Annotated in this window: 16 protein-coding genes and 1 pseudogene; 14 read left to right on the forward strand and 3 right to left on the reverse strand. The window is 47.3% G+C overall.

Annotation, left to right across the window (positions count from 1 at the left end; translation table 11 throughout):
- Positions 1 to 205 precede the first annotated feature (205 nt).
- From ABD796_RS31115 to ABD796_RS31160, 10 genes are all read left to right on the forward strand, one after another.
- Entirely contained in the window at positions 206 to 4,033 is a 3,828-nt protein-coding gene (locus ABD796_RS31115) for a stalk domain-containing protein (RefSeq protein WP_344915813.1), read from the forward strand.
- A gap of 189 nt (positions 4,034 to 4,222) precedes the next feature.
- Positions 4,223 to 5,689, forward strand: coding sequence for a serine hydrolase domain-containing protein (locus ABD796_RS31120; RefSeq protein WP_344915815.1), 1,467 nt, complete (start codon positions 4,223 to 4,225; stop codon positions 5,687 to 5,689).
- A gap of 346 nt (positions 5,690 to 6,035) precedes the next feature.
- Positions 6,036 to 6,536: a DUF2691 family protein gene (locus tag ABD796_RS31125; RefSeq protein WP_344915817.1), complete on the forward strand. Its 501-nt coding sequence runs from the start codon at positions 6,036 to 6,038 to the stop codon at positions 6,534 to 6,536.
- Between the two features lie 150 nt (positions 6,537 to 6,686).
- The gene (locus tag ABD796_RS31130) at positions 6,687 to 7,379 is read left to right on the forward strand and encodes a GNAT family N-acetyltransferase (RefSeq protein ID WP_344915819.1); all 693 of its coding nucleotides are present in this window, start codon (positions 6,687 to 6,689) and stop codon (positions 7,377 to 7,379) included.
- A gap of 302 nt (positions 7,380 to 7,681) precedes the next feature.
- The gene (locus tag ABD796_RS31135) at positions 7,682 to 8,071 is read left to right on the forward strand and encodes a VOC family protein (protein WP_344915821.1); all 390 of its coding nucleotides are present in this window, start codon (positions 7,682 to 7,684) and stop codon (positions 8,069 to 8,071) included.
- A gap of 139 nt (positions 8,072 to 8,210) precedes the next feature.
- Positions 8,211 to 8,690, forward strand: coding sequence for an SRPBCC family protein (locus ABD796_RS31140; RefSeq protein WP_344915823.1), 480 nt, complete (start codon positions 8,211 to 8,213; stop codon positions 8,688 to 8,690).
- 439 nt (positions 8,691 to 9,129) lie between these two features.
- Complete coding sequence (locus tag ABD796_RS31145) at positions 9,130 to 9,945, forward strand: Cof-type HAD-IIB family hydrolase (protein WP_344915825.1); 816 nt, start codon at positions 9,130 to 9,132, stop codon at positions 9,943 to 9,945.
- A 211-nt stretch (positions 9,946 to 10,156) separates the two neighbouring features.
- Complete coding sequence (locus ABD796_RS31150) at positions 10,157 to 10,528, forward strand: FAD-dependent oxidoreductase (RefSeq protein WP_344915827.1); 372 nt, start codon at positions 10,157 to 10,159, stop codon at positions 10,526 to 10,528.
- A 380-nt stretch (positions 10,529 to 10,908) separates the two neighbouring features.
- Positions 10,909 to 11,865 carry a sigma-70 family RNA polymerase sigma factor gene (locus ABD796_RS31155; protein ID WP_344915829.1) on the forward strand — a complete coding sequence of 319 codons (957 nt, stop codon included), beginning with the start codon at positions 10,909 to 10,911 and terminating at the stop codon, positions 11,863 to 11,865.
- 76 nt (positions 11,866 to 11,941) lie between these two features.
- Positions 11,942 to 12,367 carry an SRPBCC family protein gene (locus tag ABD796_RS31160; RefSeq protein ID WP_028548475.1) on the forward strand — a complete coding sequence of 142 codons (426 nt, stop codon included), beginning with the start codon at positions 11,942 to 11,944 and terminating at the stop codon, positions 12,365 to 12,367.
- A 79-nt stretch (positions 12,368 to 12,446) separates the two neighbouring features.
- Here ABD796_RS31160 and ABD796_RS31165 read toward each other — a convergent pair whose 3' ends face one another.
- Positions 12,447 to 12,863 (reverse strand): VOC family protein, encoded by a 417-nt coding sequence (locus tag ABD796_RS31165; RefSeq protein WP_007729208.1) that lies wholly within the window; start codon positions 12,861 to 12,863, stop codon positions 12,447 to 12,449.
- An 810-nt stretch (positions 12,864 to 13,673) separates the two neighbouring features.
- On the opposite strand from ABD796_RS31165, the gene ABD796_RS31170 reads away from it, so the two are divergent.
- The gene (locus ABD796_RS31170) at positions 13,674 to 14,744 is read left to right on the forward strand and encodes an Ldh family oxidoreductase (protein WP_344915837.1); all 1,071 of its coding nucleotides are present in this window, start codon (positions 13,674 to 13,676) and stop codon (positions 14,742 to 14,744) included.
- 331 nt (positions 14,745 to 15,075) lie between these two features.
- On the opposite strand, the pseudogene ABD796_RS31175 reads toward ABD796_RS31170, so the two are convergent.
- Together ABD796_RS31175 and ABD796_RS31180 are read right to left on the reverse strand one after the other, a co-directional pair.
- Positions 15,076 to 16,032, reverse strand: a pseudogene (locus ABD796_RS31175) (transposase); the annotation flags it as partial.
- A 346-nt stretch (positions 16,033 to 16,378) separates the two neighbouring features.
- Positions 16,379 to 17,161, reverse strand: a complete 783-nt coding sequence (locus ABD796_RS31180) for a lipase family protein (protein WP_344915841.1) — start codon at positions 17,159 to 17,161, stop codon at positions 16,379 to 16,381.
- Between the two features lie 444 nt (positions 17,162 to 17,605).
- Between ABD796_RS31180 and ABD796_RS31185 the strand changes: the two genes are divergently transcribed.
- The 3 genes from ABD796_RS31185 to ABD796_RS31195 all read left to right on the forward strand — a co-directional run bounded on the left by ABD796_RS31185 (position 17,606) and on the right by ABD796_RS31195 (position 24,135).
- Positions 17,606 to 19,147: a sulfatase family protein gene (locus tag ABD796_RS31185; RefSeq protein ID WP_344915843.1), complete on the forward strand. Its 1,542-nt coding sequence runs from the start codon at positions 17,606 to 17,608 to the stop codon at positions 19,145 to 19,147.
- Between the two features lie 386 nt (positions 19,148 to 19,533).
- Positions 19,534 to 20,565, forward strand: a complete 1,032-nt coding sequence (locus ABD796_RS31190; protein WP_344915845.1) for an IS630 family transposase — start codon at positions 19,534 to 19,536, stop codon at positions 20,563 to 20,565.
- A 1,695-nt stretch (positions 20,566 to 22,260) separates the two neighbouring features.
- Positions 22,261 to 24,135 carry a right-handed parallel beta-helix repeat-containing protein gene (locus ABD796_RS31195; RefSeq protein WP_344915847.1) on the forward strand — a complete coding sequence of 625 codons (1,875 nt, stop codon included), beginning with the start codon at positions 22,261 to 22,263 and terminating at the stop codon, positions 24,133 to 24,135.
- Positions 24,136 to 24,198: the final 63 nt, after the last annotated feature.

A 24,198-nucleotide genomic window follows, 5' to 3' on the forward strand; every position in this document is an offset into this window, starting at 1 on the left:
TTGGAAAATGATTGATTGAATAGAATGGAGCGTTGTTTTATGTTTTTCTTAACTCGACGAGACTCCGTTACCATTGCGACACAATACCTGCGAAACTGTGAAAAAGGAGGGGTGAATAGTACTTTATATTTTTCTGATGGATTTACCGGCAACCAGATATTCCAGGAGGCAATCAGCAAATCGAAAAAGGGAGGATGTTATTGAAATGGCCAACAAGGTGAAACCAAGGTTGAAATTTATTTTTGTTGTTGCCTTACTTCTTTCGCTTGTTTTTCCTACTTCGATATGGGCGGGATATACGCATGCGCCTGTTACAATTACAAGCCCGGCCTCGCCGATCAATATAACGGTGAACGGCAAATTAGTGAAATCGGACTTACCGCCCAAATTTATCGATGGTAAAATCTGGGTATCGGCCGAGGCAATGGCTCATTATCTCTATTCGGTATTTTATGAAACTACCGATCACACGCAATTTGTTTTAAAAAATGATTACTATAAAATGACAGCCGAATACGGAAGCAATCAAGTAACAGTAAATAACGGTTCAACGACTACAACCCTTACTACCGCAATGCCCTTTAAAGACGGCTATAGAAGTTTTATCCCATTGGATACGCTCATGTATGCGTTTGAAGCCACATACACGTGGAATGCCGGGAGCAATACGGCGGAAATGCTCTATGATGAAAACCGGCATATTACCGATGAGGCCGCTATACCTACAGCCGTGCCTGGTGTTGATATAACAGCCGTAGGAAAATCGAGAGACGGCTATTATAGGATTCCGCTTAGCGATCCGAATGCTGTAGTAACGGTATGGCGGAAATCGGCGGATCCGGCCAACTATGTCATCCCTGCTAAACCGAGAAATACGGGCTACGCTTGGCTTGAAATGCCTAAGCCCGGTTATAATGCGGCAATAGGCGCCTTTGAAGGAGGCATTAGTTATGCGGGCGGCCCCGGCAACGAAATCATTCGCGTTAGAATTAAATACTCAGACGGCATCACGCCGGATAAGTGGTTTAAAACCACCATTTCCACAGTCGTCGGAGGCGGTAACAGTATACCCGACTACACCTATCATCTAAGAAGTACGTTCAATAATATAAGCGTGTATCTGGATTATTTCGGATATACGGCCGGAGATTCAATTACGTATACGCTTCCAGTTGCATCTCCTAACACCATGCAAGTTCCACTTGATCCTGCTAATGAGGTACGTTTCAGGAAAGTTGGAGCTGTGGCATGGGAAGAAGGCCTTTCTCTGGCATACGATTCGGCTAACAAGAATTTCAGAGGCTCTATCGTCGGTCTTGAGCCCGACACGGAATATGAAGTGCAAGTGAAAGTCCTTAAGGACAATTCTACGTACACCGATATAATCCGAACATGGAAAGAAGAGGTCCCGATCGCAACGGACATCCCTCTCTCATCCATCTATGTGCCGGGTAAACCTCTGTCCGTTCAAGGGTTGAGAGGAACAGCAAGCGGATATATCCGTATCATCGGAGACGGAACTACTGTGGTCGAAGTAACCGATGAATTTTGGGAAGCGGTCATGATCGCGCAGTCCGAATATGTAATTTTGGAAAACGTCATCATCCGGGGAGGCAAAAGGAGCGGGATCTCGGTTCTCAGTTCCAGTCACCACATCCGAATTATCAATTGTGATATTTCCGGTTTCGGAAGAGAAGCAACTCTCTACTTGGGAAAGCAAACGATAGTCAACAATTCAAATCCGAATCTGGCTGTTGACCTGCGCACAGGGCAAGTTTATTCGGCCAACTCCACGCCTGTCAACAATGACTCGGGTATCCATGTAAGCGACGCCAGTTATCTCGTCATTGAAAAAAACTTTATCCATAATGCAAGAACAAAATCCAATGCCTGGAATGCCGGCGGAGGTAGAGGATGGTACGAAAATGTGCCGGGGTTCTTCGAATGGAATGAAAAACATCCGCAAGGTGTAAGCGGCATGTATGCAAGAGGAGGAGTAGGCGTCGTGATCCGATACAACGACATTGTCGGAAGCGACGATCACCGTTTTAACGCTCTCATTGAAACTTACGGAAATCACGATACAGACGGCGGTATCGGGGTCGATTCCGACGTATACGGAAACTATTTGGCGTTTGGTCAAGCCGACAGCATGGAATTAGAAGGCTCGAATATGAACGTAAGGTTTTACAACAACAAAATAGAGGGCATGTCTGGCGGCTTAGGGATGGATTCGGTTTATATAGGTCCCGTGTATGTGTTTAGAAATCTGATCACGAACTTGGGTGACGAATGGGGATTGGTTACAGGAGTAACCAAGCACGGAACAGATCCTGCTGATTGGAGAATGGGATTGGGCGTTAACTATCTGTTTAACAATACAATCATTAGTCCAATGGGGCACATAACCCGGAAAGACGCTCAATTATACAGACCGTATTATCGGAATAATATCATTGAATCCCAAGATAGTCCTGTTGGCGGCCAGAACGTAATTACGCTTAAACATATGTACAATTATCCCGGCGTTAGCTACGATTACGACTTGCTTAACGGAGCTTCGACATCCACGAATAATACCAGTACCGGCGGACCTGCGCCGACCGTTGAGCCTCACGGGATCACCGGGGTAAAGACCGGAACAGCTATAGCACCCGATTCGAGCAAAAAGGCGACGTTCTCCAACAGAACGGAAGGGGATTATAGCCAAACGAGCGGGAGTCTCGGTTTTGATGCGGGCACCACGATTCCTAACTTTGTAACCAGTGCTTCGTACTCAGGCTCCGCACCTGATATTGGAGCTATCGAAAGCGGCAAAGATGTGATCATTCCTACCAGACCAACCGCTTTAAGGTCAGATGGCAACAAATATCAGGTCAACATTACAGGGAATACAACTCAAACCGTCACGATCAAAACGAACGGTATTCCGACCGGAACCAAATATGATCTACGGAAGAACAACGATAATGTTTGGTTTACCGTTACAAATGCTGCAGGGGGTACCAGCGGCACGATTACAGAGGGTGTCGACCTGGTGCTCACTGTAACTGGCTATCCCAAGAAAATCGGTAAAAATTTCATGGGCGGACAATTCGGAACAACGATAACAAAAGGTCTGGTTGATCTGGCTAATTCGAAGTTTAATGTATTAACGGGTCAACCGGCAAAAGGGAAAGGAGCCTTCTTGGTTAAATTGGCAGATGGTCTTTCCTTGCCGATTTCGGTATATGTGACGGAAGGCAGTTATAACGCGAGCCATAATGTTACCTTTAAAGACGGGGCATTCGAACAAACGGCGACCGTCAATGCAAACGGAATGTCGCTCGGCGCAATCGTTACCCCTCCGACGCGGACAAAAGAATTTTATGCCTTCTTAGGCTGGTTCGACGCCACATATGCGAACAAGTTTGATTTCAGCAAACCAGTCGAAGCGGATACCGTTCTATACGCCAAGTGGCAGCCGGACACCACTCCGCCTGTAAGCTCTGCAGCTGTGTCCGGAACGGCCGGATCGGGAGGATGGTATAAATCGGACGTCACGGTTTCGCTCTCAGCCTCATATGACATTGCCGGTATCCATGCGACCCAATATGCGTTAACCGTCGTACAGAGCGTTTACGGCACGCCACCGACGATTGGCTTTATAGCATACGCTTCACCGCTTGTGCTTGGTGACGGCATCTATGATGTGCAGTATCGCTCGATAGATAAGGCGGGCAATGCAGAAACCGCCAAATCCATAACAGTGAAGTCCGATAAGATTGCACCGACGTTTACGGTATCGGCGAACGGAAATCCGCTGATGGAGAGCGCGGTGTTTGATGACAGCCAGCCCGTTACGCTGACTATTGTAAGCGGAGATAGCTTATCCGGTGTTGCCTCACAGGTGGTTACTGTCGATGGCCAGCCTTACGTGCCGGGAACAGTATTGAATTGGGCAGGTCAGTTAGGAGCCCATGTCGTTCAAGTTACGGTGACGGATCAAGCAGGAAACTCGAGTCAACGGACGACGAATGTCACCGTTAATTGATTAAAAAAATTCTAGTACTTCAAAAGTCGAGTTGCAGCCCTGGTCTCGTTAGGAGATCAGGGTTTTTCATCATAAGCCTTACTCGGCCGAAAGGGGCGATTGTTTACGATTTGCTTAACTTGACGAGATCCGACCCCGCAGCGACACAATACCTACGAAACATTATGAAAAGAGGAGCTGGAGAAGCAAATGAACCAAAATGAATTGTTTGCGCTGTCATTCTCGCCTGAACGTTTAGGGATTCCCTCATCGTCTATCCTTCGATTTATGGATAAATTACATAGGGAACAAATCTGCATGCATGGATTTTTGTTGTTGCGACAGGGGCAAATAGCCGCTGAAGGCTACTGGTCACCTTTTTCGGAGACTAGCATGCATCGCATGTATTCCGTAAGCAAGAGCATCGTGTCTTTAGCTATAGGGTTGTTAATTGATGAAGGTAAACTTAATTTACATGACCGGGTTGTCGCCTTCTTCAAGGATAAATTGCCGGATCCCCTTCATCCTTATCTGGCTCAAGCCACCGTAAGAGACCTATTGATGATGGCAAGTCCTCATATCAGAACGACGTATACTCGCCATGATACGGACTGGGCCGCCACTTTTTTGAACAGCAAGCCAACGCACATCCCGGGAACCCTTTTTTCCTACGACACCTCGGCTACAGTAGCCCTTTCCACGATTGTGGAACGGATCAGTGGGCTTACCTTTCTGTCGTATATGCGCGAGCGGCTGTTAGATCCAATCGGCTTTTCCCAGGATGCATGGTGTGTTCAAACTCCAGAAGGCACATCGTGGGGAGGGTCCGGCGTAATTTGCAGCTTGAGGGATATGGCCAAACTGGCCTATGTTTGCTTGAACAAAGGCCGTTGGAATGAGCGTCAGCTTATTTCGGAATCGTATATTCGCGAAGCTACATCGAAGCAAATGGATAATTCCATCACAGGCCATCACGGGTACGGCTATCAAATTTGGATAGAGAGGAATAACGGATTTTCGTTCCGAGGGATGGGGTCCCAGCTTGCCTATTGCTTTCCCGAACAGGATCTAATCTTTGCTTGTATAGCCGATACGCAGGGCTCCCCTAATGCAGAGGTCAACATTGTTCACGCGTTTCGCGAAGAGATATTTAATGCTGTTACTGAGTATCCGCTACCAGAGGAGGATGCGACCTATACGATCCTGAAAGAAAAACTGAAAACGCTAGAGATATTGCCACAGACAGGTAATCACACTTCCTCCTTTGAACGGAAGGTGGCTGGAAACTGGTATGCCTTCCAAGAAAATACGATGGGACTCAAGCGGATGCGGTTTAGTTTTCTAGGAGATGAAGGTCTATGGGAATATGAGAATGCCTCGGGCGAACACCGTCTGAGATTTGGAATAGGCAAGATGGTTCAAGGGCCATTTCCTCAAACGAACTATTACGGCAAAAGAATCGGAACCGTATCCGGCAAAGGCTATGATTGCCTTTCATCGGCAGCATGGGTAGAAGAGCATAAGCTTAATCTGCTGGTCTATATAACGGATATTCATCTGGGCTCGCTTAAGATGACCGTCTCCTTCAAGGAAAATGAAGTGACCGTCTATATGATCAAAGCCGCCGAATGGTTTTTGGACGAGTATGAGGGAGTGGCAAGCGGTCACTGTGTATGACTGCGAGAACACTGTATGAGGATGGAGGATTAAAGCGGAATTCCCCCTAATCTTGTCGAATTCAATGAAAAAAGAATCGTTAAGAAACAGATTCATTCTCTAGTACCTTGGCCGGATCAAATTACAGGGTATAAATGCTTTAATTTTCCTCTGGCCTGCTCCGTAGTGCAATGCCAGTGTACCGACTTCTGTGCCTGATTGCGATTCGTTTCCCAAGCGGTTGCTTCTCGCTGCAAGTGTTCGATGGAGTCGATTCGGCGATGCAGACTCAGATGACGTAAAATAGTTTGTGTGCGCTAACGGGTGAGATAGCTCGATCCTTACACGACGGCAGCCGGACAATGTAGTGGGTGTTAGAAAGGGAAAGAATATGGGACAAAATGTGAGGGGTATTAGTTTTCTGATCCCAAACGAATACGATAAATGGCTATTTAATATTCTGAAGCCGATTGATTTCAAGAAATACAAATGGTCTATTGGTTCAGGAGAGGAATACAAATACCAAGATAATGACTTAATACGGTTATTTTCAGATGATGTAAGTATACTCAGGGGCGAGGAACTATTTAAAATCATCGATACTGTTGAACCCCAATATATAGTCTTTGCTGATCTAAAGGCTTTCCCTCTAGACACCAATTCATTTGATATTAACACCTACGAAGATTTTCTAGTAAGCGACTGCGAACTAATTTTTCTAATTGTGGATTCAGTATACACGTCAATTTATTGTAAAGATCTTAAAACCTTGAGTGAATTGTACGTTAATGCAGCATCGCTCAAGGTTGACTCATTGACATATATAACAGACGATAATGACTTTAGAAATACCTTAAGAGTAAGGTGATCTTCCAATGATTGAACTAACGGATACATTAGTGTGACGAAACTAGGGAACAGACTACGCGGCTGCTGCTGCCTTATTTCATTGAAAAAATGGTCCGTATTGTGTGACAATGTAACTAAAGGAAGAATCTTTCCAATGGAGGAGTCCTAAATGTCCTTTGTTCGCATTGAAAGAGATCAATATCATGTTGTTAAGGGGTTATTCTCTGGGATGGAATCGGTGTTTACGCCCTATCCACTCTCAATTTTAGAAGAAACGATTGATGGCATCGTCTTTGTAGACAACCAAGATCATCCTCAGTGTGCCGCTGTAATTTCCAGCGATTTCATCGGGGGGCGTTTGATTGGTCATGCTGTCGATAAGGAATTTAACGAAGGATTTATTGCTACGATGAAAGAACATTTTTTTTCAAATGTTTCTTCCAGTAACTTTAAATTATTCTGGTCAACTGCCTCCGAAACATGGGATGAATTAATTTTTTGCATATTTGGTTATAAGGTATTTCGTATTAGCAGGACACAATTTAAATTTGACAGACACGTCTTCGAAACTCTAGGACCAGTCGAAACCAACAAAGACATGTTTCGAATAGATGCAGCGATGCTTCAGTCACATGAATCGTTGCGTAGAGAGATACAAGGTCTTTGGGGAAGTACAGAAAATTATCTGCAACATGATGTTGGATGGATCGCTTTGTCATCAGATGGAAGTGTGATGGGACTGTGTAATTCCGCATTTCTTGGGGGTGGGTTGGCAGAGCTCTCAATCCAAGTGAATAAATCAGTGCGTGGTCAGGGGCTTGGCTTTCAACTTGCGAGGAAAGCCACAGACCTCACATGGTAAGGGAATATCCAGCTTTAGTAAATGACACTATTCTTCAATTTTTGGAAACTCATACCTTATAACTGAATGGAAGGATACTATAAGACTCAACTAACGGAGACGATAGTTCAAATGGGACATGAGCGCAGCCGGTCACTATGATCAGCTGCTTTTTTCATTGAAGTAACGGGCAGCATAGTGAATGTTAATTCCGTTGAATGAACAGGTTCGCAATCGATAAGAACCCGATTTCTTCTTTAGAAGGTATAATTTAATCATAAAAGTTTGATTTCGAAATATCAAAGAAAGAAGGGACTGGGGACATGATTCTTAAAGCGGCCCAACTTACGATTCTAGTGAAAGATCAGGAGGAAGCCAAACAATTTTATACGGAAAGACTTGTTTTTTTTGTAATCTCGGATATGGAATTTGGTCCGGGATCGCGATATCTAGCGGTCGCTCCGAGAGAGAGTAATGAAACATTATTTGAACTTGTAAAGGCGGACACACCAGACCAAAGAGCTTTGATAGGCAAACAAAGCGCTAATCAAGTCCTGATCATGTTTGAAACAGATGATATCGAAGGCGACTACTTTGAAATGAAAGAACGTGGTGTCGTGTTCCACGGAGAACCAACCCTAGTTCCGGGAGGAAAAGGGGTCGGTTTTGAGGATTTGTACGGTAATCAATTTGACTTGTTTCAAGCGGAGTAATCAATACAATTACACGAATTGCGAAGCATAAAGTCGTGAGACAGTCTGAACAGTTTCTAAGTCAGTGTTTCTATGATGTCGGCGCACTGGTCTATTATTTGAAGGCCATTACAATACGCAACTTTGGAGGGTTGAAGTTATGACAAATGAGTCGAGTAAGAAGAGAGTTGACTCTGCTTCGAGAATCATCAAAGCATCAACGAAAACTATCTATAAGGCATTCGTGGACCCTGGGGCTTTGGTTTTGTGGCTGCCACCGAAGGGTATGAAAGGCCATATCTTCGAGTTCGACGCTCGAGCCGGTGGAGCCTATCGCATATCTCTATCTTATATCGGAACGGACCATCCAATAGAGGGCAAGACCTCGGAAAATACTGACATTTCCAAAGGGAGATTCTTAGAGCTCACCCCGGGAGAGCGAATTGTATGGTCGGTAGAATTCGAGTCTGAGGACCCCGTTTACGCCGGAGAGATGATCATGACATGGACCTTAACAGCTGTTCCAGAAGGCACCAATGTTACTGTCGTTTGTGAGAACGTACCCGAAGGAATTCGGAAGGAAGATCACGACGTTGGTTTGAGGTCCACTCTGGAGAATCTTGCGGAATACACCGAATAATAGGTCGAGAAATTTATAGTATCAACCTAGAAGGGACTATGCTGCCTGAGATAGTAGTTTTATCACTACTCTAACGAGGAACATGATTCAGTGCTTTTAAACAACTCTATTCTGACCCGGCCCGCATCATAGGTCGGGTTTACTGCATTTTTTGCAACCATTTTAAATAACTTTATTATCATCTAAGAACAACGATGTTTCAACTCCCCATTGTTATACGCCGGTTTGTTACCTACCCAAACACACCTTATTGCGGAATATCAGAAATTGACTTTGTCGAATCATATGCTCGTACAGAATTCGATTATTGTTAGAACGACAACAATAGCCGGCTGTCGTTGTTCGTCAAAGTGGCTGGACAATACAAATTAAGCATTGACAGGTGTTTAACAAAAGTAGTATTATTCTTCCAATTTAATTTATTTTAAGGAGGGTATAGATGACTGATATTCAGGCGATTGTACTAGACTTAGACGGAACCTTGCTTAGTAGTGATAAGACGATATCTCCTAGGAATTATCAGGCTGTTAAAAAATGTTATGATTCTGGAATACATATTATTGTTGCCACGGCGCGGCCGCCTAGAGATGCTAATCAATTTGTAAAGGATTTTCCTTTTGTAGACTACTTGGTTTATTACAATGGTGCTCTGGTAACATGTAAGTCAAAGCAATCAAATCGGCACATAAGTATCCCAAACGACATTAGCCAACAGATTAGCAAATTCATCGAAATAAATGCTCCTCAATCGTTAATTTCATATGAGGTTAATGATTCATGGTATCCGGGTAATCAAATCCCCGACTCGCAACGTGCTCACTTCGGTCTTCGACCAAATGATCCCTCACCCCAGGTTGTTGAGAATGAGTTTATTAGTTCAATCTCCCCCACAAAAATATTAGTGCATGGCTACAGTTCATGGAGAGAAATAATAGAACAATTCGGAAATCATGTGAACGTAATTGCAACTGATGGAGGCGTATTGATTCAAATTATGCAAAAGTCAGCATCAAAGGAAAAGGCTGTGCAATGGGTGCTTGACGATATTGGTGTGAATTCAGAAAATGTTATGGTTTTCGGGGATGACTTTAACGATTTAGGACTGTTCCATATGTGCGGATCTCCAATCGCAATGGGAAACGCGATAATTGAACTGAAAGATTGTTCAAAACAAATAACTGAATCAAATGATAATGATGGTGTTGCAGTTGCGCTTGAAAAATTTGTGCTTAGTAATACACCATTAGTAATATAAATGAACGGGAAATCTCAATGACGCTTGAAATGCTGAATAGGGAAGAGAAGGCGCTCTCGGCTGCTGCTGCGTTTTAGGTAGACAGAGGGTTTCGGTAGCCGAGTGGTCACTATCGATTGTACGGCCAATGGCGACTTATGCGCGCTGGCCTGTGTTCCTTACACGGCCTGACGGGAGTGGGATGGCGCGATGCATTTGGTGTTATGAACAAGTGGAGCCAGAAAATCGGCGGCGACATTCCGTACTGCTGCTTCCTGCCGGAATGCCGGAAGGGCTGGACGGCCTGCTGATCGGCTGCCAGGCGCTGTCGATGGACCGCAACGTACATACGGGCTTGCGCATGCAGCCCAATATGCACCTCGTCGGCGAGGTGGCCGGCACGGCCGCCGCTATGTGCTGCGCGGCCGGAGTCCAGCCAAGCGAGCTACCGGCGGCTCAACGGCAAAGACGGCTGGTCCGGTGCGGCGTGTTGGGAGAGGCGGACCTTAGCCGGCCGAACGCCCCGTGGGTCGTGCTGGGCGATGACAAACGCGAGACCGGCGTCTGGACGGCCGCTTACGTCCGCAGCCCGCAAAGGCTCTAGCTGCTTATCGCCGCGCTTGGCACGGACGACGAAGGCGCGGCGCTGTGGTGGCTGCGTCAGTCCGGCCGCGGCGACTCCGATGCGCTGCCGAGCCACGCCGACCGGACGCCGCCGCGCTGGATCGCCTGCCTGCTGGCGCTCCAGGAGCTACTCGAGCCGGCGAAGACCCGTTGCGTCTGCCCGACTATACGCGGGAGCTGTATGTGCTCCACTACGTGATTGCGGTCGCCGATCGACCGGGCGCACGGCCTGCTACGGCAGCCGGAGCACCCATGATAAATGAACCCATAATCCTGCCTATTTATTCGGATTGAAGCTGTCCGCTTCATTGCATATAATGAAGGTACCGCCCTTCGGGGAGATCGTTAAGGGAGGCCGCGATGAACGAGACCGCATTTGACGAACCATTATTTGCAAGCTTGAAGCCGGGCTTAACCTCGTTCTGTTACCGAATGCTAGGCTCCATGGACGATGCGGATGATGCCGTTCAGGAGACGAGTATTCGGGTCTGGCAGAGCTGGAGCACGTTCAGACAGGATTCCTCGTTCAAAACTTGGGTCTATCGGATTGCCTCCAACCTGTGCTTGGACAAGCTGAGACAATCTAAACGCCGCGCGCTTCCCGTTGACCTGTTCGATCCGGCCGTCGCCATCGTCGAGCCGCGCGACACGCTGCCGGACTCTGCCTGGATCTGGCCATCTCCCGACTTTGGGGGCAATCCGGAGGATCGGCTCGTCCGCAGAGATACCCTTCAGCTGTGCTTCATCGCTCTCCTGCAGACCTTGCCTCCGCGGCAGCGCGCGGTACTCATTTTGAAGGATGTATTTGAATGGTCCTCCAAGCAGATCGCGGAAACGTTGGCGATGTCGCCGGCAGCGGTGAACAGCGCCTTGCAAAGAGCCCGAGAGACGATGGACCGGGCGCAGCTTCGCTCGGATGAGCTCAGCAGCATGGTCGTTCAACCGGAGCAGCAGCTGCTGTCCCGGTATGTGGAGGCCTTCGAGCAATTCGATATTGCTGCGCTCGTCGCGTTGTTCCACGAGGAAGGCTGCATGTCGATGCCGCCCTTCGAGATGTGGATCCGCGGCAAGGAAGATTTGTCCGCCTTCTATTCACTTACTCGCTGGCATTGCGAAGGTTCACGATTTGTGCCCATTACGGTGAATGGCGGTTATCCGGCGTTGGCCCAGTATATGCCGGGCAAAGAGGGCTCTGGCCTGGTACCCTGGGGCATCCACGTCATCGAAACCAAAGAAAATCAAATCCTGCACGTTCAAAACTTCATTCATACGCCATTATTTTCGCGATTTGGGCTACCTGAGCGAATTGACCGATGAATTTCGTCATTGGCATACGTCTATATCATTGAGAATAACCAAACGACGAATATCATGAGAGAGGTGTCTATTTAAAATGGAAACGAGTCAACCTACGAAAGTAACCGTGCAAGCCGTTATTCAAGCCCCTGTCGAGAAGGTATGGCGCTATTGGACCGAGCCGGATCACATCACGAAGTGGAATCAAGCGTCCGAGGACTGGCATGCGCCGAGAGCCGAAAACGATCTGCGGGTCGGAGGCAAGTTTCTGACACGGATGGAAGCGAAGGATGGCAGCATGGGCTTTGATTTTGGCGGCGTCTACGATGTCGTGAATCGGCATGAGGCGATCGGTTACACCATGGAAGACGGAAGAAGAGTGGATATTGCTTTCGTCGATCAAGGGAATGAGACGAAGGTCATTGAAACGTTCGACGCGGAAAGCTCCAATCCCGTCGAGTTCCAGCAAGCAGGCTGGCAAGCGATCATGGACAATTTCAAAGCCTATACCGAACAAAACTAATCATCACGAAGAAGACGCCGGGGAAGATGCCCGGCGTCTTTCTTTTTGAACCCTAGTACGAGCGTGCTCTCCGTTAGCCTTAACCTTGTGCCGCATCCATGTTCATGTAGTTAATGGCCCACAGATGGCCGTCCAAGTCCACGAAGCCCCAATGATACATGAACCCATGATCTTCAGGTTCAGCGTGCAATTTCCCGCCCAAGGAGACCGCGGTATTCACGATTTCATCGACCTTTTCCCGGCTCTCGAAGGCCAATGCGATCGTCATCTGCGCATACTTGCTCGTATCGACGGATTCCTTCTCCGTGAGCGTATTAAAGAATGCTTGATTGATCAGCATGACCTGCAGGTTGTCGCCGATCACGATGGCTACCGAATTCTCGTTCTCGGGGAATTGCGGGTTGAGCTCGAATCCGAGTCCGGTGAAGAACGCTTTCGATTGTTCTACGTTTTTTACAGGCAGGTTGAAGCTCGTGAATGCGGACGTTAATGCCATTTTCAAAACACCTCTTCGTCAAATTAGTTGTGTTCATTTATGCCTTCGTCTATATAGACGACAGCCGATCCGGGAATTCATCGGTCTCATGGATTCGGAAGCGTAAATTTTGAAAAATAACTTGGTATTGAGTTCGGATACCCGCCATTCCCGTAAGGTTGCTTATTCTTATTGTGCAGGGATAAAGATTGCACCTCTCTAAAAAGGAATTCGTCTGAATATATGACAATTAAAGGGTGGATATCGAGTGACGGAATGAGGGAACGGTATGGAAATTAATGATAAAACCGAAGTACGAAAGAAAAAGTTCGAAACCGTCGCCATTTCAGTATTAGGTTAAATGTCTTTTTCATGCTTACATTTCTCCTGTTCTCTTCACTAATCGTACGTTTTGCTTATCTACAGTTCGTCGAGGGTCCGAGTCTCTAGGAACGCCAGACAAGCATGATCACGAAGGGCGTATCCATCCCGCCCATCCGCGGCAATATTTAAGATTAGGCGGGACAGCAGATCGCATATTTGATCTCAACTCAGTCCCTATACTTTTTTCAAAACAGGCTTTAAGCAAGAAGCGGCGGAGGCGCTGGCTGCAAAACTCGTGCAGCTGTTTAACGAAAAGTACTTTTGAGATGCCGAGGGACGGGCAAAAAAGTTGAGCTACAGTATCCAACTCGTTAGAGTAGTAATAAATTGAAAGAATGTTTAAAAATAAGTGTTGCATGCATCTGAGTGGAAGGATATAATTGGAAAAATAATTTTTAAGAAAGATGTTCGGTTGTACTTTGAAAAAGGGAAAGGAGCGCAACTAAAATGCCTGAGTCAGTAAAAATAAGTATTTCTGAGATGACTCATTGGTGTAAGAGTATTCTACGTCAATGGGTGGAAGATGACTATGTTGTAAACACGTGGACAGAAATACAAATCAATCGTGATATTATTGGTGATTTTCCAAGAGGTACTGCACGGCTCGAATCAATTATTGATAGAATTAATAGCGGAATTGTGACTAAGCAATTGGAAGTCACAACGGAGCATATTACACCAATTTCAGCTCGTGTTTTTTCTACTTATAGAAATTGGCCTGATGAAGTCGCCAGGAAAGGTGCGTCACTTGCATCATCCCTAGCTGATACGTATGGAATTGGGATCGTCGCGGTGCCTAAACCGAACATCATTGGGGAAGGATTAAAACCGATTTTATCAGCAAACCAAATAGGGTTAATAATAACGCAAAACAACCCATTACTGAATAAAGGCATTACCGATCTAAATGTTATTGGTAATAATCCGCTTGCAATATGTGCACCAGGTACCCCGCCCTTTTTATTTGACGGTTCTTTAAGTACTCATGATATTCGTCACTCAGCGGTCGGGCTAAAAGAATATGCTGACCAATATCGAATACTTCCTCCTGGAATCGTACAAGATGCAAATGGTGAGGCATCTCAAGACTTAAATATATTGTATAAGATTCTCGAAGGAGATCGAAGTTGCGGATCTTTTCCGCCCTTGGGTGGAACTAAAGGTCTTTGGTTAGCTATGGGTATGGAGTTTATTGCAGGTGCATTAACTGGAGGATTTTTTGGAAATGCACCAGGTAAACCCTGGGGAGAAGGGGCTATAATATTTGCATTTGACTCAAAATTATTTAACTCAGCTCATATGATCAAACAAATTCAAGATTATTTGAAGCAGTTTAAGACCTATCCAGGATATCATTCTTTTGAAATAAGTAATCAAGTAATGAGCAGGGGATGGATTGAATATCCCAAGAGTCAACTAGATTCAATTATTCGTGTCAGCAACAGATCAGGTATCAATATGAATTTCGAATCATTACGCTCCCTCGAAATGAATCAATTTCCTCACTCAGACTCATGAATTCGCAGGATTTCATCCTTATAGTTAAATTGAAGAAAAGGATGAGGGAGAGCGGTAGCCCGTAGATGGGGGGAACGGGCATGAGGAAATAAAGGTGAATAGGGATCACCCATATTGTTCCATAATGCGCACGTCTCCACTTCGCCCTAGCGATTCACGCTCCCATGTCTCAACGGGTCAAAGCCCTTTCATTCCTTCGTCACATCTTAACTAAGGGGTGGAGGTCGGTCTTTCTAACGGAACGGGTCCGAGCCCTTTTGCGTAACATCTCCCGATACTCCGTGCTTCTTGTCATCCTGCGAATGCATGAGCTGATGAGGAAAAAGTGGATTTATGCTGCTTGTGAGAATACCTTATTTGGTTCGTAAGCATTACAGCTTTTAGCCAAAGCGATTAGCATTCGTGCAACCTTACCAATTAATTTCATGATGGATTTCATCTTCTTCAGGTTCTTTTCCTCTACATTGTAACGATGTGCCGCTCGAACTTCCGGATTTGTCATGACCATACTCATCGTCATGAGATAAAGAAAATGACGTAAGCGTGGCCGGCCTCGCTTACTAAGCACCATCTTTCCTCGCCATTTCCCTGAGCTAGCCTCAGCAAGATTTAACCCAGCATGACGAAGCAAGGCATTGCCATGCACATAGCCACATAGATCGCCAGCTTCGCCGAGTATACCAGCTAGATTTGTTACATAAATACCTCGTACTTCAAGGAGTTTGTGTGCATAGGGAATGCGTTCAAGAATGATTCGGAGCTCATGCTCAATTTGTTCAAGCTGACGCTGAGCCAGGTCATATTCTTCAATTAATTGCCCAAGATGGAGCTTATAAGCATGAAGTGCTTGAGTGGTACCCACACTGGTTTTTGCTAGTGAAATGAGCAGTTCAGCACGTTTCACACCAGCATGACGCTTTACATATTGCTTCCAACCGGCAAGGACTTGTTCCGTGCTTAGTCTACTGATTTCTTTCGGTAAAGGGAAGAGCCTAAGTGTTGCTATTGCACTGGTACAAGTAAGAATTTTAAAGACCTGGCGAAGTTCAGGGAAAACAATATCTACCCAACGATGAATCTGATTAACCGCAGCATTGAGGCGTTTGGTAACCGTCTCTCGATTTGCCATTAGAATACGCAGTTCCTCGTAGTCTTCGGGATGGAAACGAACAGGGGAATAGTACCCGTTTTTGACCATGTACCAGAAAACGGGCTCTATACCTTGATCGAGGAGCCAACGTGCAAGACTAAACCAGTAGTGGCCGGTAGGTTCCATGCCAACGATGACGCTAGCGACCTCCTGATGGGCTTTTTGAGGCTTTTGACCTCGTGCGTAACCCCATCATACAGAGGCGCTCGTTTTTGTTCAAACTCCAAATTATTCGTTTTACAGGAATTCTAACGGAGACGATAGTGTGGGGGAGCTTGCTAATGAGGGCAGCTCCTCTTATTCATTGAAGTAACAGGCAGGAGAGTTTAATCACATCGTCGAAGAAATTACAAAGCTCCGATAGAAACACCGGTTGAATTTTTCCAATGTCTCTCTTCAATTTACTAAGATATTTTTCTGATACGGGGCTTTTTCATTGCGAGGACTAGCTTCTGCTGCAACTACTTATTTGGGAGTGCATGGATTAGGATGGACAGAAACCAGGGTTCGATGAACATAACCTTTGGGCGAATATCGGTTTAAGCTGGGAGAGCGTTGCGAAATAGCTATCAATCGCGTGATTAAGGTCTATTGCACCATTTTGGAAAGGCAGTGATTCGAAGGTTCGAACATGACTGTAGTAAAATTTTTCATCCCGTTTGGGCTGTTTGTAGATGGATGGCGGAGTATGCGTGACAACGTCATATGGATTGGCAATACGGTAGCTGTTCTGGACATACTTTGAAAAAGCTTTCGCGAAAGCCGGATCTCCTACTCGAGGAGATCCATACGTAAACAGTTTGGGCGAGCTGTAAACGGTGTTCGCCACAATATCAAAAGCGCATAACGTCGAGAGTGCCGCACCGAGACTGTGACCTGTAATGTATAATGCTTTATTAGGTGATAGCTCGGCGAGCGCGGAGATAATCCCGCTCCTACCTGAAGAATAGATATTTGTGAAGCCGCGATGCGTGTAACAGTCTCCCTTACTATATTTGAACTTCGTTTGTGAGGCAATGATATCAGAAATCCAATCACTCGTTGAACTGGTTCCTCGAAACGCAATAATGATCTCTTTCGGAGATTCAATAATAAATCCGAATCGTTCCCATATATTAGCGACCGATTTCATTTGAAACGTATAGTTGACTGAATAATGTAATGGAACAACGAAGGAACCATCTGTATTGGTAAATTGGGTATAGGTTTGACCGCAGATTGCAGCCAGAAAGATCGCCCGCTCTTCATAAACATCATTAATAACCATCTGCGTCCCGCCCTCCTTTCCTTCCCAATTTATGAAAAGAAGACGCGATTGATGTTTGTTATTGAAGCGAGCTTGTTATCTTCAATTGATAAAAGACCGAAAGTTGGCTCACTCGCCTCAACAAATGATGATATACTTTTTCGAAAAATTGAAACGCTGTTAGCTTACGGCTGCCCAATATGCTCGAAGAACGTATTAAAGCTTTAGCGATTGAATTGTATCAATTGCATGCCCCATATTACTTGTAACTCATGATGAGAAAGACGGTGGATGGTAATTTCTCGAAGGTGGAGAAGTGAATGGGTACCTTTTAAAAGTTGGTTGATGAAGACCTATTCAAACCATCGACATTCCGCAAACGGAGTGAGTGGTATAGGTAAGGATTTTGAATGATTATTTTGCCGAGGAGACGTAAAAATCTTTCTAAGGAAAGGTGATTTCGATTTGAATATCTTGTTTGCTTTCGCCGACGACTGGGGACGCTATGCCAGCATTTATGCCGAGCACGAAGGACCTGATTCTATCAATAAGCTTATCTCCACTCCGAGTTTCGATCGGATCGCCCGAGAAGGCGCGCTCTTTATGAATGCCTCCGTTCCGGCGCCGAGCTGCACACCTTGCCGCAGTTCCTTGCTGTCCGGCCAATATTTTTGGCAGACTGGTCTCGGCGCCATTCTGCTCGGGGCCGTCTGGGACGAAACGATTCCGACTTATCCGCTTGAGCTGGAGAAAAACGGCTACCACATCGGCCACACTTACAAAGTGTGGTCTCCCGGGAAAACCGCCAATGCTCCGTATGGCGGGAAGCGAACCGCGTATGTAACGGGTGGCGCCAACTTCGGCAAGTTTTCTCACCATGCCACCAAGCGCGCGCAGGAGATCGGGATAGAAGCAGCCAAGCGAGAGCTTCTAGACGAAGTTCGAATGAACTTTGACTCTTTCATGGAATCCCGGCCGGAGGGAAAGCCGTTTTGCTATTGGTGGGGTCCGACCAATACCCATCGTTCGTGGGAGCAGGGTTCCGGCAAGGCGCTGTGGGGGCTGAATCCAGACGATCTCATGGGCCGGCTGCCCGCATTTTTGCCGGACGTTCCGGAGGTTCGAGAGGATGTTTGCGATTATTTGGGCGAATGCCTAGCGCTGGATACCGGACTAGGCATTATTCTGCAGCGGCTGGAGGAGTTAGGCGAGCTCGACGAGACGCTGATCGTCGTGAGCGGGGACCACGGGATTCCCGGAATGCCGCGAGGCAAATGCAATCTGTACAATATCGGCTGCGAGGTCGCACTCGCTATGCGTTGGCCGGGTCATATCCAGCCGGGACGGGTCATCGACGACTTCGTGAACCTGATGGATCTGGCGCCGACCTTCCTGGAGGCGGCGGGGATGCCGGTTCCAGAATCGATGACGGGACGCAGTCTGCTGCCGGTTCTGCTGAGCGAGATAAGCGGTCAGGTGGACCCGGGGCGCACCTTTGTCGTGACCGGCCGGGAGAGGCATGTCCCCTCCGCTCGCAAAGGCGAGTTGCCTTATCCACAGCGGGCCATTCGGACTGAGGAATATCTGTACATCATCAATTTTGAGCCGGACCGCTGGCCAATGGGCGCTCCCCGTGGCTTGGACAATCCGAATACCGTGCCTCCCTCCTACGAGGACTTGCATTGGAAAACCGGAGTCGCCTACGCCGAAATGGATGCTAGCCCAACTAAAGCATGGATGATTCATCACCGAAATGAAGAGGAGATCAAGCCGCTGTTCCGTTTGGGCTTCGGTAAACGCCCGTATGAGGAACTGTACGATTTGCGGAAGGATCCTTTTTATATGGAGAATGTGGCTGACAGGTCGGAATATTCGGACATCAAGAAGAAGCTGAACGTGGAGCTGATGGAGGTGCTGCACAAGCAGCAGGACCCGCGGGTAACGGAGAACCCATGTCGATTTGAACATGCGCCATATGCCGGGCCGCTGCAAGCGTTTCAAAGATGAACATTGTCCCGCTCATTGCCGCGTAAATCGCGGCTTTTTCTTTTTTAGACAAAAGCTTGCAAGTCGAGGGAAGATTGGGGTTAATGCCATCGACGAGAACGGTATCGTCGTTATTTCTAGGTATGCAGCGGCGGTTGTCTTATCGAAGCCGTCGCTCAACGAAATGGCAGGATAATCCTGAAACCATATGGGGAAAATATCCATAAAACGAAGGCTTCCGTAACTAGGCTACCGATCAATGTCGGCAGCCTAGCTCTGTCTTTGGCCATTAACGTAAACAACCCAACAAGATAAATGTATATAAGATGAACTCATGATTTCAACAAAGCGTCAAACCAGCCAATTCGGGTAAAAAAAAGAAAGACGACCGAAGGGCGGGATGAACAATGTCTACTCAAGAGAAAATTCAGAAGCTAACCGTGGCGATGAAACAAACGGACAGCACACGTCAGTATGAGCGATATTTGGCGGTTCGTCTTCATTTGACGGGTCGAACTTATACCGAGATTGCGGACATCCTCGGAAGAACGTACCAATCCATCAGCACCTACTGCAAGTGTTATGAAGAAGGCGGCTTGCCTGCCCTCGAAATGGGTCACTCTCCCGGTGGTCCCCGAAAACTGACCGATGAGCAGGAGCAGGAAATCGCAGAGACGATTGTCAGCAAGAAGCCCGTCGATGTCGGCTTCGATGCCCGGCATACATGGACGCTTGCCATTCTGGCTTCATGGATCGAGCGTCAATTCGGCCAGTCGTTTACGGAAAAAGGTGTATCCAAACTGCTCAAGCGACTTGGATTCAGCTATACCAAAGCGACGTATACACTCGCCCGCGCGAACTCGGCCGAGCAAAACGTATTTCGTGAAATTACGCTGCCGGAGCTGAAAGAGCAGATCGTGCATGGAGAGATCGATCATTTGCTTTTCGAAGACGAGTCGATGATCCGTGCTTATCTGGCCCTGCAATATAACTGGTTTCCCAAAGGACAGCAGCGGAAGATTCCAACGTACGGACGCCACGAAGGTGCGAAACTGCTGGCTGCCATTCACTATGAGACCGGAAAGGTCACGCAGCAGGAGGTCGAACAGTGTGATGCTGCGGCGTTTCAGTGCTTCCTGGAACAAGTGCTTGAAGAATATGCGGAAGGCAAAATCGTGATGGTCCTCGATGACGCTCGAATTCATCATGCGGACCGGTTGCAACCTTTTCTCCGAAAACAGGAACGTCTAACGCTGGTTTTTCTGCCGAAGTACAGTCCCGAACTGAACCCGGTCGAAGGGCTGTGGAAGTGGCTCAAGCATGACGTTGTTAACAATGTTTTCTTCAGCAAATTCTATCATATTCGAAAGCATGTCACTGATTTCATGAAGCAAATCAACCTTTCGCCACAGCGGGTGATTGACCGTTTGCTGACTTAAATATCAAAGTCTTCTTCAGTTCATCTTATATAGGTTTATTCCATACGTTTGAGACGCTGGTATTTCTCCAATCAAAGCGAAATTCCCAACACTTATATTTGGCATATTTATCCATTCATTTTGCCCCTGGTGACAGCGACGCTGGTACTACCCCGTGGTGCTGCCGCAAGGACAGCTCCTCTTGATGTTTATTGAAGTAACGGGCAGATTAGTTCAATTATAGTTGTTTTTTATTTCCAGAGTTACAGTTTCGCTGTTATGATGTTTTGGTAAAGTATAATTATTAATTTATAACTTAACTAATAAAGGAATAATTTATGAAACTGAAGTTAATTTCATTTCTCCTAGTTTTAATTCTTTTCGCAGGATATTCTAAGGGGCCAACTTTGATTTACTCTGCGCCAGATCATACTAAAGTAGAGATGAATAAAGTAGTTGCTGGTTATGATTATCCGATAAAACCTGGGACGGATGAATGGAGGACCTTAATGAGCTATCCATAAATGGTAAAATCAACCACAATTCCTGAAGAGGTCCTGAAAAGTATTACAACCGATGAGGGTCGAGAGCTTATTAAACCACCCGACCCGTTACTGGGCGATGGCGCGATTTACTGTGAATTTTTTATTCATCGGATCTTTGTGTTCTTATTGAAATCTATTATTAACGCAATAATTACCGAAGCTTGAATTGAAATTACTAGGCAAATCGAAAAGATAAGTCCAGAATCACCTTTCTCACTTAGAATTGTAGTGAAGACGAGAAGCAGTAGGGCGCTGAAAAATACACTGATCATGAACCAACCGAACTTCTTCAATAAATTCACCTCAACCCCAAAAATTGAGAACTCTTACTGAGAGTAACAGTAAGAGTTCTTATTATATATTACCAAATTACCAACTAATTTCAAAACCAATAATCGGCGGAAATGTCGGAATGTTATCAAGTTCTTGACATTTGTCGGGTGACAAGAACTTTATCCTATTCCCGACAAGACAACTTGTCCATGCGTACTTAAAAGAGTAGTTAAGCGATTGAGCCCAATAAAACAAGGGGCAGTTTGTGTATTCGGGTAGAATATTGGATTCCCGCTTGCAGCCCAGGCGGCATGTTTACGAACGGGCAGAAGTGCTTAAAAGTCAATCTAATGAAGAAGACAAAAGATTTTGGAAATAACTGTCGAATGCATTTCTGGATGAGAGCGCCCATTGGCCAGTGGTCCGGCTCAAAATTGATGATGTACAGATATTCTTCAGTCCGAATGGCCCGCTGCGGATAAGGCAACTCGCCTTTGCGAGCGGAGCTGACATGCCTCTCCCGGTCGGTCACGACAAAGGTGCGCCCCGGGTCCACCTTAGCAGAGCAGCAATAATTTGACCTGTTACGAAAACAATGTCCTATATCCAAGCCAAGAAGCGGAAAGCTATAATTCAAGTAACGGTGAGCTCCCGGAGTGGGATAGGGTTGGAATTGCCGCCTTGATCGACAACAGGCTATACGTTTTTGACAAGCCGTTGTCAGGAGGCAAATGTGGTGAAAATCTCTGCTGCTGCTTTCGGTTTTTCACCACACTTGTAGTACAGAGGGCAATCGTGTGCGATTCCCTTTATTGGAAAGCGCTTTCTTTTTTTGGGGTGCAGTCCTTTGCCATGCGAAGGCGTGGATGGCCAAAATGTTCAAACGGAGGGATGCAAAATGGCGGATCAGGAGGGACAAACTCCTCAGCTTGAGCGAAGGAAAGTGCTGGCAGCTATCGGGATGCTGGGAACAGCGGCGGTGGTCGGCGGTTTGTGGAACGGGAACGGGAACGCCCATGCGGACGCCTCGGTGTTAAATGCTGTATATGGCTCTGATTCCGAACCGTTCAGAATGAAACTTAGGGAGCTTCTGCATATGGATTTGTGCATAGCGACAACGATCGTTTCGCTTCGCGCCTGTACGGACCCTGTCCAGGATTTCCTTTATTATGTTAAGGATTCCGGGCAGGAGGGCCCTTTTATCTATGATCCGACGGACAACACATCGCCCGATAATACGGGAACGGTCCTCGTATCGTCCTCGGGGGCGCGCTTTAAAAGACTGTACACGGGCCGCGTCGAGGTGAAATGGTTCGGGGCAAAGGGCGATGGGACGACGGACGATACCGCTGCGATCCAGGCCGCATTCGATTATATCGTCGGAAGTCCGAGCCGAAGTCTGTTTTTTTCAGAAGGGGTTTACCTCATTTCGGATACGGTTACCGTGCCGTATGTCCATGCGTCGGGCATCCATATTTCCTCCGACAATGCATGGTACGGGCGGGCGAGAATCCAGGCGGCGAACAGCTCGTTCAGCCCGATGATCCGCTGCATGTCCGGGGGCGTTAAGCTGTCCAATCTGTATATTCGCGGAGCGGGAGCGCCGCAGGACGGCATCGTGATGAAGATGGCCGATGCGCCGGACAACAATATCGACGCATATAACGATCTGGATTCCATCGTGGAGGACTGCCTGATTATGGTGCTGCGAATCGGTCTGGACGTTTACGGCCGACAGCTGCTGGTCAAGGACAATCTGTTCAGCTCACTCTATCTTGGCGTGCGGATCAATTCAATGAACAGCACTGGCCTATATGGAGGGCCGTCTCGCGCGTACCGGATTCACGACAACAGCTTTCATGCCGTTAAATGGTCGGGTACAGACCACAGCGAAATGGGATGCATCGTCGTGTCCTCCCCGGCGGCTTACGGGCTGTCGATACAGAACAACTTCAACGATTCGTTTGCTACCTTTTTCTACGGACGGCTGGTTGATTCGCTGCTCGCCAACAATGCATGCTACCACACGGTCAACTATGGCTGTTATGTGCTGGAGGCTTCCAATTCGACCATTTCAGGTAATAACTTCATTCAGGCCAGACGCTACAACGAGGTGCCCGGCGTGTATCCTTCCTACGCCAGCAGGGGGCTCGTATTTGCCGAAAGCGCCACCTATATGAATGTGACGGGCAACCGATTCGGCTATTGCGAGAAGGCGGCGATCCGTTTTGCCAAAGGCGGCAAGGCGAATGTGGTGTCCCAAAACATCGTGTATCGCTGGAATCTCAGCGCCGACGGGTCTGCGGCCATCGAGGTCGATGCCCCGGGATATGCGCAAATCGCCTCCGTGTTCAGCGACAATATGATCGTCAATCCGGACAACCGGCCGCTGACCGCGATCAGGGGGAGCGAACCGGCCAGCAGCGGGAACCGGTTCGTCGGCAACAACGCTTGCGATACGGTCCCGGGCAGCACGACGATGTACGAACTGGCACAGGAGCCGTTCGAAGCTTATGTCCGCGCCGACCGCGTGACAAGCGGGCAGGTGTCATTTACGGGAGACGGGATCACTGCCGTGCGCCAGATTCCTCACGGGCTTGGCAGCGCTCCGGAGGCGGGGGACTATCAGGTCGGCGCCGCTTCGGCCGCCGCAGCGGCGGCAGGGGTATGGGCGGAGAGTGCAGATGCGACGCATATCATCGTCCGGTTCGTAACCGCGCCGGCAAACGGAGCCGAGGTGAAGCTGAACTGGTCGGCCATACACAGCCAGTAAACAGGCAGCGAGGCGGGGGACATGCGTAAACGGTCCGGACTGAAAGAGAACGGGGGACTTATC

It is taken from the genome of Paenibacillus hodogayensis (genome assembly GCF_039536325.1).
Lineage (GTDB): Bacteria > Bacillota > Bacilli > Paenibacillales > NBRC-103111 > Paenibacillus_AB > Paenibacillus_AB hodogayensis.